Here is a 14,062-nt window from a genome sequence, read left to right as displayed (position 1 = left end):
GGCTCTCAAGAAAGCCGCGTAAAGGAACAGGCCATCGTCATCCCGCCGCGGGCGGGCAAATCGGTCCTGAACCTCTTGAGCGAATCCTCTCCGATCGCTAAAGGAACATTCGCCCTTCAGTTACCAACACGGGCTCCTAGCCATTGCTGGTTGGGCCTGCAATATGTAAAGTACTTTGCAAAGCTGCAAAAGCAGGTGGCGCCCAGTTTGACGAATCCCTGGACGGGGCCTTCCCGACCGGCGGCTTCACCGTACCCGACTCGAACTCAGTCCCCGGCGCGAACGAAGACGTTATTCTCGATCCTGGGCCACCCGCCCCACCCCGCGCCGCGGTACTGGCCAGAACCTCCTTGGGAACCCAGACCTTCCCTGGCTGATGGACCCAGGCGACGGACGCATGGTCGCGGCGCTCGCCTCGGGATAGAGCTCAAACGGGCCTCCGGCCCGCACCAACTGGTTGGTACGGGGATGAACGGGACAACCGTGTCAGGTGTGCGTCTGAACTTGCCATCCACGGTCATTTCCCAATGGTACCTGATCCCCGGTGCCGTTGTGCGCTCCTTCGGGATGACGGCGGAAGCAAACGCGCCGGGACGGACACCTTGGCCGGGCCTTGGCGGGCCATCGTGGAGCAGTCCCGGCTGGTCCCGGCCAAGATGACATCCTCGTCCCGCAAAGACATCCGCTCCGGGCCGACGGGTGAGAGCCTGAACACCTGCACCCAGTCGAGTTCGGTGAACACCCCGACGAAGGGGTGAGCACTGCCGGTCTCGGCCTTCTCGCAGAAAGACAGCACGCGCCAAATCCCGTCGCTCCAGTCCGCCCCGGCCAGGACCGCCCGGTACCCCAGCGCCGACTCCTTCCCGGATCCAACGGTGAGGACGCGGTCAAGCCCGACATTTGTAAGGATCGCGGCCTTGTCCGGCCATCCACCCCGCCCTCGATGATCTCGGTCTTACCCCGGTCGGTATCTGCGGGACGACCCGGCTCTCGGCCGTGGGGTGGCCCTGGAGGCCGGGAGCCTTGCAGCCGACAGTCCCCAAGACGATGAGGAAGGCGATGGTCATGAACAATGACTTCTTCCCCAAGGCGCACCACCTTCCCCGATTGCTCGCCCGCCAGCTTTCGGCACGTCGCCGCCGGCGGGCGGTCGGCCCTTTGACGGCCGCGGCGAGGTCAGGGTCCCGTACCAGCCGAAACGACCACGCAGATCCCGAGGCCGGTCCTCTTCACGTAGAAGTAGCAAAGGTCCATTCGGTCGGGATGATGAACGAGATAGCCGGCGACGAAGTACTGCCTGCCGCCGAAATTAATGTAGTCGTCCCTCCGAACGTGGACCGTGAGAGCGTCAAATGGGTCCCCGCTCCAAACCAGGTACCGCCTGACCGCGCCCTGCGGGGTGAAGAAAGCGAGCACGAGCAGCAGGCCGGCGGCGACAAGCAGGACGCCGACGGGTTTGATCAGGTATCGCCGGTAGGGTCGGCTCACATCAGGCCGCCTCCTTCTCGATCGCCTGAACCACGAAGACCGATTCCCCATCACCCGACCAGCCCGCGGAATAGCCCCTTCCCAGGTCGACAATGGTGCCGGTGTCCCTGTCCAGCACCTTGACTCGCGTCTCCCGAGTGCCGGGTTCGTCGCCGGCGGTGACGTCGAAGGCCACCCGCCGCCCGTTCGGGGAAAATCGCGGGTGCCAGGCGTTCGCCACCTTGACCTCAGTTGTCTTTCCAGAGACCAGGTCGGCCAAGAAGACGTGGGGGCCGTTGGCGAAGAAGGTGAAGATCACCGCCCGGCTGTCGGGAGAGATGGCCAATTGGCCAAGGGCCGCCTGACCATACAGGCCGTGGGTCGGGTCCTCGGGTCCCGGGAACGCGTCAACCCGGCCGGAAGTCAGGTCGAAAAGGAGCAGTCGGGGTGTCCCGCCGGAGAGATCGATGCACCCGGCAACCCTCCCCGGCCCGTCCACGACGACCTCGAGCGGGGGCCCGTAGAAGTCGGCCATCGAATCCATCGTGGCTACCTTGGGGATTCGTAAGGAAGATCCGTCGGCCGTCTTGAGGACATTGAGGTCGAGGCCGACCTTGATCCCAGGTTGCCGGACCTCCTCCTCTCCCTCGGCCCGGGTGAAGTAAACAAATGTCGTCGCGTCCTGAGAGAAGCCCTGTCCGACCGGGCGGCGCCCGGCTTTCAGCACGGTCGACACCGTGCCTCCCGCGTCCATCACAACCGTGTTGCCTTGACCGTCGTAAGACCAGACCCGACCGTCAGGGAGGAATCCAAGCCCGTAGGCCCACCCCAGCTTGTCGCTGAGGTTCAGTGGGGGCTCACCTCGCCGGTACAACCATGGGATTACCGAAGCCGGCCCGTCGCCTCCGGAAGCCGGACTTGACGCGTCTTCTAGAGCCAGGGCCCTCTGCCCGTCGCCGTCGACGGCGGCGACGGTCCTCCCCGGGGCAAGGGTCATGAGGGTCCGCCTCTTCCCTCCAGGGCGGGGCGACACGGCCATTATCGCCAGCGGGGCCCGCACGCTCACATAGAGCTGGTCATTGAACCAGACCTCCAGGCCCTCCTGGTCGCGGGACCCGTTGGCCGAGAGCAGGTAGCCGCGATAGGGGTTCGGGCCGAGGACGTTGGAGGGGCCGACTTCAAGGTCCACCGTGACAACGAGGTTTCGGTCGTCCTGCCAAGAAAAGGCCGGTTCGGGAGAGCTGAGGCCGGTGATCGCCCCCGGCGTATAGGCCCCCAACGATCGGCGTACGGCTTCCTCGACTGAGCGGCGGTCCATAGCCTTGGTGAAAGCAAACTTGAAGGTGTGCCGCCCGGGGCTCAAATCATATCCCTCGCGCTGGCCGGAATACGGCAGCTTCACGTTTTCAACTCCGACTTCAAACACCAGGAAGTGGGGTTCGACCCGCCTCTCAATGGCGAATGAGAAGTCCTCTGGCAAGATCGCCGAGCCGCCTAACGGCGCACCCTTGCGAATGGTCAGCCGGATGCGCTCGCTGCCGCCCCCGCCGGCCGCCGACCAACGTAGATGAATAAGGTAGTTGGGCCCGAAATCCATCGCCTGCATGTCGACGGGGTCTTGGTCATAGGTCAGAAAGGGTTTTGCGGATTCGAGGGTGGCCCCCGGGGCCAAGTAGAGACTGACAGACACATCACCCTGCCCGACGAGGACCGTCTGGCCGGGCGTCACCCTCATCTCCGGACCGGCCTGCCCGCGGCCGGGTCGTTCCCGCCCCTCGCGAACGGCGATCCACCAGCTCTCCTGACTGGCGGAAGCTGGACGGTCGGGCTGACCTGCCAACTCCTGCGTATTGCGTTGAGGCTCGGCGGACCGGCCACTCCCGCAACCAGGGGCGGAGCCTACCATGGCAAGGGCCAGAGCGAGGAGCATCGCTAGGCGTGCCCCTCGAGTCTTCAACACCGGCTCATACCCCCCAGAGGATTCCAGGTCTCCCGACCAAGAGCCATACTCTCAAATCTCACTTTTCCGACGCTTGCCCTGACAGAAAGTTCCATGCTCGGCGAACAGGTGAGGCTCGGACCAATGCGTCGCCGTCTTCGCCCCCCTCGGAGACGAATGAGCCCAGCCAGGTGATCACCCGGCTGGGCTCAGGGACGTTGGCGGGTCATTCTGTCGGCCCGCGCCACGGAGGTCAGCCGGGGCCTACTGCGCAGGCTTCGAAGCCCGCGAACACTTGGCGGCAACGCTCCTCCTCCCCCGCCGCGAAGATCTGACTCGGAAATACCTGACGTGTCCTTGGCCCTCCTGGCAGAAGACTGTCGATTTGGTATTATTCCAGAGATCCCCTCGTGGCGGCGAGGCCGCCCCGTCTACCGGGCCAGTACCTTGAGCACGACGGCCCCCAGTACCAGGGCCGCCAGCAAGATATACTGGGAGTGGAGAACGAGCCCGCCGATGAAGTCAAGGGGCTCGGTCCCGGCCTTGTTCGGGTCGGCCTCGGCCCTTGCCGCCTCTGGGACTCGCTGGAGCTGGGGTTTAAGCGCAGTCATTTTCACGGTCCCTCCTCACCCGGCCTTCACAGCCACTCGCCCTTGAACTTCCTCATGTAGAACGTCTTGACCAGTTGGGTCTGAATCATGTAGAGGACGATCATCCCGGCCAGCCACGGCCAGTAGGTGAGAGGAAGCGGCCGCATGCCGATCTTCGCGCCAAGGGCCGTGAACGGGATGACGCAGACAGCGCCGATAGCCAATGTCGTCGCGGCGATGACCGGCAGCGAAGCCGTGCTCTGGATGAACGGTATCTTGCGGGTCCTGATCATATGGATGATCAGGGTCTGGGACATCATGCTCTCGACGAACCAGCCGGCTTGGAACAGCCCGGCGTTGACGTAGACGCCGCCAGGACCCTGCAGCCAGCCGTGGAAGACAAACCACATCAGGTAATAGGTGGCCAGGTCGTAGACCGAACTGCAGGGGCCGATGTAGGTCATGAACCTGGACAGGCCGGAGGCATCCCACTTGCGCGGTTTGCGAAGGAATTCCTCGTCCATACGGTCCCATGGCAGGGACAGCTGAGAGAGGTCATAGATCAGGTTAAGGGTCAGGATCTGAAGCGGAAGCATCGGTAGGAACGGCAGGAAAGCGCTCGCCGGGAGGACACTGAACATGTTCCCGAAATTCGAACTGGCCGCCATCTTTATGTACTTGACGATGTTGCCGAACACGGTCCGCCCTTGAATGATGCCCTCTCTCAGAACGACCAGGCTCTTCTCCAGCAGGATGATGTCGGCCGACTCCTTGGCGATGTCCGCGGCCGTGTCAACCGAGATGCCGACATCGGCGTCGCGGAGGGCGGGCGCGTCGTTGATGCCGTCACCCATGTAGCCGACCGTGTGGCCCTTGCTCCTGAGGGCCAGGATGACGCGGGACTTGTGCAACGGGTTCAGCTTGGCGAAGACGGTCGTCCTCTCGGCCAGGTTGGCCAGTTCCGCGTCGGACAGGCGGTCGATCTCGTCTCCCAGAACGACATTCTTGACCTCGATGCCGACATCCCGACAGATCTTGCGGGACACGAGGTCGTTGTCGCCGGTCAGGATCTTGACGTCGACCCCGTATTCATAGAGGGCGCGGACGGCCTCGCCGGCGGTCTCCTTGGCCGGATCGAGGAAGCCGATGTAGCCCACACGAGGATGAGGTCGCTCTCGTCGGCCACGGAGTAGCTGTCTTTTTGCTTGGCCTGGTCCTCAATAGCTTTGTAGGCGACCGCCACGACCCGCAGTCCGTCTTCATTCATGGCCGTGGTGACGCCGGCGATGTCCTGCTTGGTCGCCTCGTCGAGGGGCATGATCCGGCCGTCCAGCTCAAAACGCTCTGAGATCCGGAAAATCTCCTCGACCGCGCCCTTGCAGATCAGAAGATGCCTGCCCCCGCCGTTCTGAACAACGACCGACATGCGTCGCCGCATGAAGTCGAACGGGATCTCATCGATCTTCGGGTATTGGGCGAGGATGGCTTCTTCCTCATCCATTTCCACATGATCGATGATCGCGTGGTCCAGCAGGTTCCTCAGCCCCGTCTGGTGGTAGCTGTTCAGGAACGCCAGACGCAGGACCTCCCGGCTTGTATGACCGGTGACGTCGAGATGCCGCTCGAGCAGGACCTTGTCCTGAGTGAGGGTGCCGGTCTTGTCGGTGCAAAGGATGTCCATGGCTCCGAAGTTCTGGATCGAGTTCAGCCGCTTGACGATGACCTTGTACTTGGCCATCCTGACCGAGCCCTTGGCCAGGTTGGCCGACACGACCATGGGGAGCATCTCCGGGGTGACTCCGACGGCCACGGCCAGCGCGAACAGCAGCGCCTCGCTCCAACTGCCCTTGGTGAGCCAGTTGATGAAGAAGACGATCGGCACCATGGCCACGATGAAACGGATCAGCACCCAGCTCATCTTGTTGACGCCAACGTCGAAGCTGGTCATCGTCCGATGCCCGAGGATGCTTCCGGCCATGGAGCCGAAATAGGTCCGGCGGCCGGTCTTCACGATGACCCCTGTGGCCGAGCCGCTGACGACGTTAGTGCCCATGAAGCAAAGGGTTCGGGCCTCGAGCGGGCTGCCCACGCTCGGGCCCGCCGGGGCGTCCGCCGAAGAGTCCGCCGGAGAGTCCGTCGGCGTGTGGTACTTCTCGACGGGCAGGGATTCGCCGGTCAGAGCCGACTGGCTGACGAACAGGTCCTTGGAGCTGATCACGCGCAGATCGGCCGGGATCATGTCCCCGGCGGCGAGAACGACAAGGTCGCCCGGCACGAGGTCGGCGATCGGCACCTCGCGGAAGTTCTTCGCCCCGTTCGGAGTCGTGGGAAGCCCGGCTCCGACCGAAGGCCTGATGGCGGTGGCCGTGGTCCGGACCATCGCCTGCAATTGCTCGGCGGCCCTCGTCGACCGGTATTCCTGGATGAAGCGGGTCAAACCGCTGATGGCGATCATTACGGCCAGCACGATCACTTTCGTCCAGTCGGCCTGGGGGGCCAGCTTGACATCGGTGAGATACGAGGCGCAACCCAGGACCACCAGAATGCCGCTGAAGGGGTTGGAGAAAGCCCCCAAGAGCTGGATGTACCATTTCGGCGGCTTCTCGCGGGCGACTTCATTCTTCCCGTATTGCCGCACCCGTTCGTCAACCTGGTCGTCGGTAAGCCCCTGCGGGGCACTGCCCAGCATGAGCAGCGCCCCTTCCGGGGTGGCATCGGCGACCTTTCGGAGCAGTTCAGTGTCAACGGCCGCCATCGCGGAAGTGTGACGGTACATCGGGTTCACCTTCCTTGCTGATCAAGTCCGAGGGAGACGAAAAACCCCGCGCGCACAATCAAGCTGACAGTGCACGCGGGGAAGCCTCGCTCCCAACCGGACTGGACCCTCAAGGCCAGTGTGCTGGGGCAGGCAGGGCACCCCGGACAGCGATCGATGCACTGTTCCGCTGATTGTCTGACAGCGCTGATTGACTACTATCGCCGGGGTCCATTGCCATCCCCCCCTTTCATGAAAAACATAAAGAGACCTACACCAATTGAGATTGGAGGTCTCCTACGTTTGCCCAGAAAGCGAACCACGGGGGCCTCCTCATTCGTAAGAGCTTCGGCACGATACAGCTGGAGCGTTCCGCTCAACCGCGTTAAGTCACACCTTAATCCGGTGAAACCTGTTCACCCGTTGGAGTCTCTCGACTTTTCCGGGCAGCGGCCTTCCTCCGTATCGGAGCCTCACCTAACAAGGAGTTCCGTCTTCAGTTGTCACTGACATCCTATGCCGGCAAAAGTGGGTTGTCAACCCCCCTGACCTGAATTTGCCCAAATTCGCCCCTTGATCCGGCCATTCTTGGCGGGCACTCCGCCTTGTAAGCCGAGCCGAGCTCACGCGCCGAATCACGGCCGATCTTTCACGCCGAGACATTTTTGAGTGTTCTGACAGAAGCTCGGTCAGAAAAGGGAAACCAGCCAGGGTTGCTGAAACCAAGGTTATCCAGGACCGGCACTCCCCGAACGGGCACTAGACACGGCCTCCCGAGGAGACTTCCAGCGTCCAATGAGCTTACCGAGGCAACCATCGCCTGATGAGCAGGTGCGACACTGGTGGAAGGCGTACATCGCGGTCCCCGCCCTGCCGTCCATCACCAAGCAGTTCGGGGTCAGCTTTGGCGTGGCTTCGATGGTGGTGACGGTCGTCCCGGGCTTCGCGCTGCTGGGCGTGGCGCTTGGCTTCATGGCCCTGACCACCTTCATCCGCGTGCCGTTCTCCACCTTCCTGGTGACCATGGTGCTGGTTTACAAGGCCCAGGGTCTGACCTCCGGGTCCATGCAGACGCTGGGCTCCGACATCGCCCCGCCCCATGCTCGCGACCTGTTTTTCGGGATCTGGCGGCTGGTCTCTCAGACAGGCAAGTTCCTCAGCCCGACCGTCTTTGCCTGGCTCTCGGCCGTCTCGGGCGATCTGGCCGCGTTTGCCTTCCTGAGCGTCACGGCCGGCCCCGCCGCGGGGCTGTTGGGCTTCCAGGTCAAGGAGACGTTGACCCCCAAGGGGGGTGGACTGCAGTCGTCATCGCCCAATCGGGCGCCGGCGTCAACCGCGAACTAGGCTCGACGCAAGCGAAGCCAGTCCGGCAGGGATTTGCCGGGCCGGCGCTTGGCCTCTGGAGGGTGAGGTTTGGAAGGGGTCAATGGTCAATTTGGTTGCTTCAAGGGGGGACGGTTGTGATCTGGGTGGTCGCTTCGGGCCTCTATAACCTGGGCTTCGGCCTATTTCACCTGACTTTCTGGCGGCTGCTCAACTGGCGGGAACAGCTGAAGGCACTCTCTCCCACCAACCGAGCGGTGATGCAGACCCTCAATCTCTGTCTCACGCTCTTCTTCCTTCTGAGTGCCTACCTTTACCTCTTCTACCCGACGGAGATTCGGGGAACCGGCGTCGGACGGGCCTTTGCCCTCGGCATGCTGGTCTTCTGGATCGCCCGTACGCTGGAACAGGCCTTCCTCTTCCGCCTCGAACAGCGTGTCCACCGGATTCTCCTGGCCGTTTTCGTCCTTGGGGTGTTCATCAACGGCGTGGCTGTCTGGGGATAGGGTCCGGGCGAGCGGGCGCTTTCGGAGTCATTGGTCTGTCCTCGCAAGATAAGAAAGCCCAGCCGACATGGTCCTGTCGGGCTGGGCTTTCTCATGCGTCGGGAGGGGACGGGAAGCGAACGCCTCCAGGAGGGGGGGCATGGCCATCGATCTCGCTGATCGAGCCGGCCGGCCAAGTCCCGAAGCCTGCATCCAGGCGAGCCCGAAGGACGAGATGATCGCGGCGGCCCAAAAGGTAGTCACCGCCCCCCAGTTCTGGGCAATAAAGCCGCCCGCGATACTCCCTACAGGGGCGAGCCCCCAGGCCAGCGTCCGGAAGGCCCCGGTGACCCGCCCGAGGAGGCGGTCGGGGGTGGTCGCCTGCCTAAGTGATGCCGACTGGATGTTCACGACCACGCCACCGAAGGAGGCCAAGAGGGCCGCGGCCATAAACACCGTCGGCGCCTTCGCCAAGGCGAGAGTGATCCAACCGACCGCGATGAAAGCAAGACCTAACGAGAGTATCCGGCCAAGCGCGAGGCGGCGACTGACGGCCTCGGAAACGAGGGCCGCCGCCAGTGACCCGAAGCCACCGACGGCAAAAACCAGGCCGACGGCGTCGGCGGGGATGGACAACTCCTGCTTCATCCGGTACACCTGGACCGCGCCGCTCATTCCGCCGGCCAGGTTGAGGAGGACGGCGGCCACAGCCAGGGAGCGTAGGAGTCGGTGTCCGCGGAGAAAACGGAGGCCTTCCGCCATGGCGGACACGAAGGGCTTCGGGCGCTCCTTGCCCGCCCCCGGCTCCTTGCCCGCCCCCGTCGACTGGAATGAACGCCTGACGGCCAGAAGGGTCCCAACGGACAGCAGATAGGAGATGGCGTCAACGGAGACGGTCGTAGCCGCGCCGAAAACGCCCACCAGGAGACCGCCGAGAGCCGGCCCGGCGATGCCGGCGACCGCATCGGTGGCTTGGAGCCTGCTGTTGGCAGCCTGCAGCTGTTCCCGGTGGACCAGGTTCGGCAGGCAGGCGTTGTACCCCATGTCGAAGAGGGCCGAGCAGGCGGCGATGCCTATCTGGACCATGTACAACTGTGATATGGCCAACCTACCAACAAGGCCCGCCAGAGGAATCGAGCCGATGAGAGCGGCCCGGGCAAGGTCGGCCCAGACCATCAGCTTGCGCCGGTCAAGGCGATCGACCCAGACGCCCGACGGCAGGATCAGCAAGAGATACGGAACGAAGCCCGCCGCCGCCATCAGGCCGGCGTGGGCCGCCGAACCCGTGAGGTCGAGGGTGAGCCAGGGGATGGCCACATTGGTGATGGCGGTCCCGAAGACCGACAGGGCCGGCCCGGGAAGCGGTCGGTTGCCTCATGTCGATCCTCCTTGGCCAGGGGACAGCGGCGCTTTGGAACTATAGGTCTTGGCCCCCGCTCGTGGTTTGCCTTTTCTCCGCTTGCCAGTGATCATAATCCCGACCTCTTCGCCTTTCTCCTTGAATGGCGCCAAGACTATTGGAACGCCCAAGAGCCTATCGCTAATGAAAGAGGCTGGACTTCGCCAAGTCGGAGGTGCTTCAGAGAATGCTACGGAGGTGGGACATCTTGGATCTGTTGGACTTGAAGAAGCAAGGGATGGGCGTGCGGGAGGTGGCGAGGGCCACCGGTTACTCCCGAAACACGGTCCGCAAGTGGTTGCGCCGGATGGAGTCGGGCAACGGTCCAACTCCGCCCGTCTCCAGCGGGAGGTCGCCACCCAAGGGTCTGCCGGTAAGATAACGATTCTGAAGGACTTCCTGAAACCCTTCCGTCCGGCCGTTCCGTCGAAAGCGACAATGCGCTACGAGACCGCTCCGGGGGAGCAGGTCTTTTCAATGGTCCTCTCTTTCTCCAGGCTCATGTACCTTGAGTTCATCGAGCATCAGGACCTCGGGACGCTGATCAGGTGCCCCCAGAACCCGTTCGGCTTCCTTGGGGGGCATTCCGAGGAAGCTCATGTATGACAACATGAAGACGGCAGTTGTCCGTCGTGACGAGAACGGGCAGCCGGAATGGAACCAGGGCCTCCTGGACTTCGCCCGCCTCACCGGCTTCACCCCCACGGTCTGCTGGCCGTACAGGACCCAGACCAAGGGCAAGGTGGAGCGGTCGATCCGCTATATCAAGACCATGCCTCTCTCTGGCCCGATTTCGACCGAGCCGACCTCCCTCGCCGATTAAGAATTATTTCCCTCGTTCTAAGGTCCTTCTAATCTCCCCGGTGTAGAATCTGGACGTACTTGAACTCGGGCTTTGATCAGTCTTCGCTTTGGTCGCTTTGACCGGAGCCCGGTCCGCGAGGGACTGGCCAATTACGACCATTACTGGCTTCGTCGAACGACTTCTGGCCATTCACCCCGCCGGGGTCCCCGTCGCCGTCGTCCTTCTGGCAATGGCCGACTTCTTGGGCTCAACTCAGAAACTATCAAGCTGAACCAGCCCATCTCGACACATTTATGGAGGCGGGGTCATGTCGGCAAAAGCTGTGGCCCTCAATGTAACTCGATTCGTGGCGATCAACCTGGTCCTGTTAGTCCTGACCTTCCCCCTGGTGACCCTCCACGGCCCCTTTCCCAACGTGCGAAACGCCGCGGTGGGAGCGGTCGCCACCTCCATGCACCGGGGGCTGCTGCGACATTTCATGAGCGGGGCGGAGTACAACCAACTGATCGCCACGCTGGAGGGCGGCGGATCCAGTCGCGGAAGGCTCGGCGAGTTCGTCAACAATCACAGCCGTGACCTCGCCCTGAGCAAGATCACCAGCGCCCGCTATACCGGATACCTCCTGGAGATCCGCGACCCCGCCAGGGTCAGGGTCGGGGTGGCCCAGAGCCTGGGCGAACAGGGTCAGACGGTGAGCCAGATCGCGGAGGCCCACCAGGCCGCGGCTGCGGTCAACGCCGGCGGATTCGAAGACCCCAACGGCACGGGTAACGGGAGACTCCCGATGGGGGTGATTATCCACAACGGTTCCTTTATCGCCGGCAAGGACCTGACGGCACCGGTCAAGCTGGTGGGGTTGACCAAATCAGGCGCGCTGGTGGCCGGGAGCTACACGGTGCGCGAGATGCAGCAGATGGGAATCGCCGAGGGGATATCCTTCGGGCCGCCTCTGATCGTGGATGGAAAGAAGCAGATAACCAGCGGCGATGGCGGTTGGGGGATCGCCCCCCGCACCGCCATCGGGCAGCGGCAGGACGGAACGATCCTCCTGCTGGTCATCGACGGTCGGCAGCCCGAGTACTCGCTCGGCGCCACCCTGCGGGACGTCCAGAATGTCCTCTTTGAGAACGGCGCCTATGTGGCCGCCAACCTTGACGGAGGATCGAGCACCACGCTGTTCTATCAAGGGAAAGTCGTGAACCGGCCGTGCGACCTGTTGGGAGAGCGCAGCATCCCGACCGCGTTGATCGTGAAATAGGGGTGAATCCCTGATGAAGAAGTTCGTCTCCTTGCTGATCATGGCCCTGGTCCTGCAGGCCGGGGTCTATCTCTACCTTGACCGCGTGGTTCTGGTGCCGCAGGTGTCCTTCACCGAGAAGACGGTGCCCGGAACCGCGAAGGCCGACCAGTTGGGGTCCTATTCGTCTGATCGCGCTTACTACGCCCAGCTCTCGCCGACCGGGCTGAAGATCTTCTCGACCTCAGATAACCTACTCAGCCAGGAGATCACCCTACAGCCCAACCAAACCATCACCTATTTCTCATGGCTCGCCAATCATCACCTGGCGCTGGCGGGAATCAGCACCGACACTGACCAGGGGACCAGCGTCGCGCTGAAGCCGATCAACCTGGAGACCGGGAGCAAGCCGGTGATTCCGACGATCACCGGCCTCCAGCGAGGGGCCAGGATCGCCGACGTGGCCCTGTCCCAGGAGACCAACGTGGTCAACATCCTGGTGAGGAACAATACCACTGCGACCGTCTACCGGACCGACGCCAACAACCGCCTGCGCCGGCTCAACCTCAAGACCAGCGACATCCGACGGATCGCGACTCTTCACAATACCGTCGATCTCTTCTACGAATCACCGGCCGGCGGCGTCGTCTACGCGCTGGATTCGGCCGGGCGGACCAGGCGCATCTCCCCTCCGGGAAGTAAGTACTCCCTCATCGGGGTGGATGGGTCGGATCGGGTCTACATCGGCCAGCTGAACAGCTCCAATAAAGTGAGCGTGTTGATGGTCGGGGACGCCGGGGGGCATTTCAGGAACTTCGCCAACCTGAGCCAACCCTATTCGCCCGACGCGATCACGATCGGCAATGACGGACGGCCCACGTTCGGCAGCACCTAGGTGACAGGGCGGGTGCGCCCCCCGGCCCTGGCGGTCGGGCGCTCAGACCCCCGCTCAACCTCGTTATGTAGGCCCGCAATGCGGCAAAGCCCATCCAGACGTGTCATCCGGATGGGCTTTCGTATGGGTCAGGAAGGGGTACGCCGTTCACGCGGGGTCTCCCTCATGCTGGTCTCTTAGGGTTAGGGTTCTTCACACCTGTAACAGGGATCCCTCTCGACCTGTGCTCCATTTAATGGCACCGTTGACATCTTGAGTCGGAAGTATTCTTGGTCCAATCAACATTCATATCCCGGGAGCGTTGACACTAACCTCGGCGAATTCCTGCCTATGATCGAAGGAATCCTCAATATGCCAGCGAAGGTGCTCAGTGACGCCGGTTGGCTACCGTCATGCCGCGTCAACTGAGCGGGGAGGGCTTTCAATGGCAACCACGGGGAACCAGGCTGAAACCTACGTAAAGTCGCTGAAGCTGGACGCGCCGGTAGCTCGAGAAGACTTCACCAAGGCCATGCGCGGGGCGATCGGCGACCGCGGGCTGATGATCTATCTCATCTGGAAGGTGCTCGAGGAAGAGCACCCCGAGATCGACGCCAAGGGGCTTTTGGCCGAAGCCTGCCGGCGTTTCGGCGACCTCCAGGCCAAGAAACTCGGCGTGGCCAAGACCCCCGGCGAATGGCTGGCCAAGGCCTCCTCCAAGGGCGGGGTACTGGCCTGGAACCAGACCTTTGAGGAGCTGAGCCACACCAGGGCCGCTAAGAGCTTCGACTACTGTCCGCACATCGAAGCGGCCAAGGCGGGAGGGGCCAACGCCAAGGAAGCTGCCGAGCTCTGCCTGGACATCCTGATGGCGGCCGACTACGGCATGATCGCCCCGTGGCCGAACTTCAAGCTGTCCTTCCCCGGCAAGACCTGTGCCGAAGGCGGCGCCTGCCACATGGTCATCGAGAGCAAGTAGAGAGAGCTTCATCGGCGCAAGGACAAGCCGGTGGCATCGTCCGATGCCCCCGGCTCTCTCTTGACCCATGCGGCACATGCAACAACCCGAGTTCGACAGTAAATAGGTGAAAAACGCGGTTCCCGAAGAGGGGGCTCCTTCGATAGCTGGGGTTTTCTTTCTTAGGGAGGCCCAAAAAGCGAAAATCGTCTAGGTAAGCGTTTTGCGGT

At 62.9% G+C, this 14,062-nt stretch carries 13 protein-coding genes and 1 riboswitch; of the genes, 7 read left to right on the top strand and 6 right to left on the bottom strand.

What is annotated here, in order from left to right:
• Nucleotides 1-1,176: 1,176 nt before the first annotated feature.
• From VGL40_08980 to mgtA, 5 genes are all read right to left on the bottom strand, one after another.
• Nucleotides 1,177-1,488 (bottom strand): hypothetical protein, encoded by a 312-nt coding sequence (locus tag VGL40_08980; GenBank protein ID HEY3315388.1) that lies wholly within the window; start codon nucleotides 1,486-1,488, stop codon nucleotides 1,177-1,179.
• A 1-nt stretch (nucleotide 1,489) separates the two neighbouring features.
• A complete protein-coding gene (locus VGL40_08975; protein HEY3315387.1) occupies nucleotides 1,490-3,202 on the bottom strand; it encodes a hypothetical protein in 1,713 nt (570 codons plus the stop codon).
• A 635-nt stretch (nucleotides 3,203-3,837) separates the two neighbouring features.
• Entirely contained in the window at nucleotides 3,838-4,017 is a 180-nt protein-coding gene (locus VGL40_08970) for a hypothetical protein (GenBank protein HEY3315386.1), read from the bottom strand.
• Between the two features lie 26 nt (nucleotides 4,018-4,043).
• The gene (locus VGL40_08965; GenBank protein HEY3315385.1) at nucleotides 4,044-5,153 is read right to left on the bottom strand and encodes an HAD-IC family P-type ATPase; all 1,110 of its coding nucleotides are present in this window, start codon (nucleotides 5,151-5,153) and stop codon (nucleotides 4,044-4,046) included.
• Nucleotides 5,060-6,772 (bottom strand): magnesium-translocating P-type ATPase, encoded by a 1,713-nt coding sequence (gene mgtA / locus VGL40_08960; GenBank protein HEY3315384.1) that lies wholly within the window; start codon nucleotides 6,770-6,772, stop codon nucleotides 5,060-5,062. Before mgtA ends, VGL40_08965 begins: the two co-directional genes overlap by 94 nt.
• Before the next feature lie 304 nt (nucleotides 6,773-7,076).
• Nucleotides 7,077-7,243: riboswitch (M-box (ykoK) riboswitch) on the bottom strand.
• A gap of 303 nt (nucleotides 7,244-7,546) precedes the next feature.
• Here mgtA and VGL40_08955 point away from each other — a divergent pair.
• Nucleotides 7,547-8,095 (top strand): hypothetical protein, encoded by a 549-nt coding sequence (locus tag VGL40_08955; GenBank protein ID HEY3315383.1) that lies wholly within the window; start codon nucleotides 7,547-7,549, stop codon nucleotides 8,093-8,095.
• A gap of 116 nt (nucleotides 8,096-8,211) precedes the next feature.
• Nucleotides 8,212-8,580, top strand: a complete 369-nt coding sequence (locus tag VGL40_08950) for a hypothetical protein (protein ID HEY3315382.1) — start codon at nucleotides 8,212-8,214, stop codon at nucleotides 8,578-8,580.
• Nucleotides 8,581-8,607: 27 nt separating this feature from the next.
• Here VGL40_08950 and VGL40_08945 read toward each other — a convergent pair whose 3' ends face one another.
• Nucleotides 8,608-9,906, bottom strand: coding sequence for an MFS transporter (locus tag VGL40_08945; protein HEY3315381.1), 1,299 nt, complete (start codon nucleotides 9,904-9,906; stop codon nucleotides 8,608-8,610).
• Between the two features lie 529 nt (nucleotides 9,907-10,435).
• On the opposite strand from VGL40_08945, the gene VGL40_08940 reads away from it, so the two are divergent.
• The 5 genes from VGL40_08940 to VGL40_08920 all read left to right on the top strand — a co-directional run bounded on the left by VGL40_08940 (nucleotide 10,436) and on the right by VGL40_08920 (nucleotide 13,853).
• Nucleotides 10,436-10,564, top strand: coding sequence for a hypothetical protein (locus tag VGL40_08940; protein ID HEY3315380.1), 129 nt, complete (start codon nucleotides 10,436-10,438; stop codon nucleotides 10,562-10,564).
• Nucleotides 10,557-10,781 (top strand): hypothetical protein, encoded by a 225-nt coding sequence (locus VGL40_08935; protein HEY3315379.1) that lies wholly within the window; start codon nucleotides 10,557-10,559, stop codon nucleotides 10,779-10,781. Before VGL40_08940 ends, VGL40_08935 begins: the two co-directional genes overlap by 8 nt.
• 289 nt (nucleotides 10,782-11,070) lie before the next feature.
• On the top strand, nucleotides 11,071-12,021 hold the full coding sequence (locus VGL40_08930; protein ID HEY3315378.1) for a phosphodiester glycosidase family protein: 951 nt from the start codon (nucleotides 11,071-11,073) through the stop codon (nucleotides 12,019-12,021).
• A gap of 13 nt (nucleotides 12,022-12,034) precedes the next feature.
• The gene (locus VGL40_08925) at nucleotides 12,035-12,895 is read left to right on the top strand and encodes a hypothetical protein (protein HEY3315377.1); all 861 of its coding nucleotides are present in this window, start codon (nucleotides 12,035-12,037) and stop codon (nucleotides 12,893-12,895) included.
• 424 nt (nucleotides 12,896-13,319) lie between these two features.
• Nucleotides 13,320-13,853, top strand: a complete 534-nt coding sequence (locus tag VGL40_08920; protein HEY3315376.1) for a hypothetical protein — start codon at nucleotides 13,320-13,322, stop codon at nucleotides 13,851-13,853.
• Nucleotides 13,854-14,062 lie beyond the last annotated feature (209 nt).

It is taken from the genome of Bacillota bacterium (assembly GCA_036504675.1).
GTDB lineage: Bacteria > Bacillota > Sulfobacillia > JAJYWN01 > JAJZPE01 > DASXUT01.
Note: the sequence above shows the minus strand (reverse complement) of the source record. Positions and strands in the feature narration are given on the sequence as shown.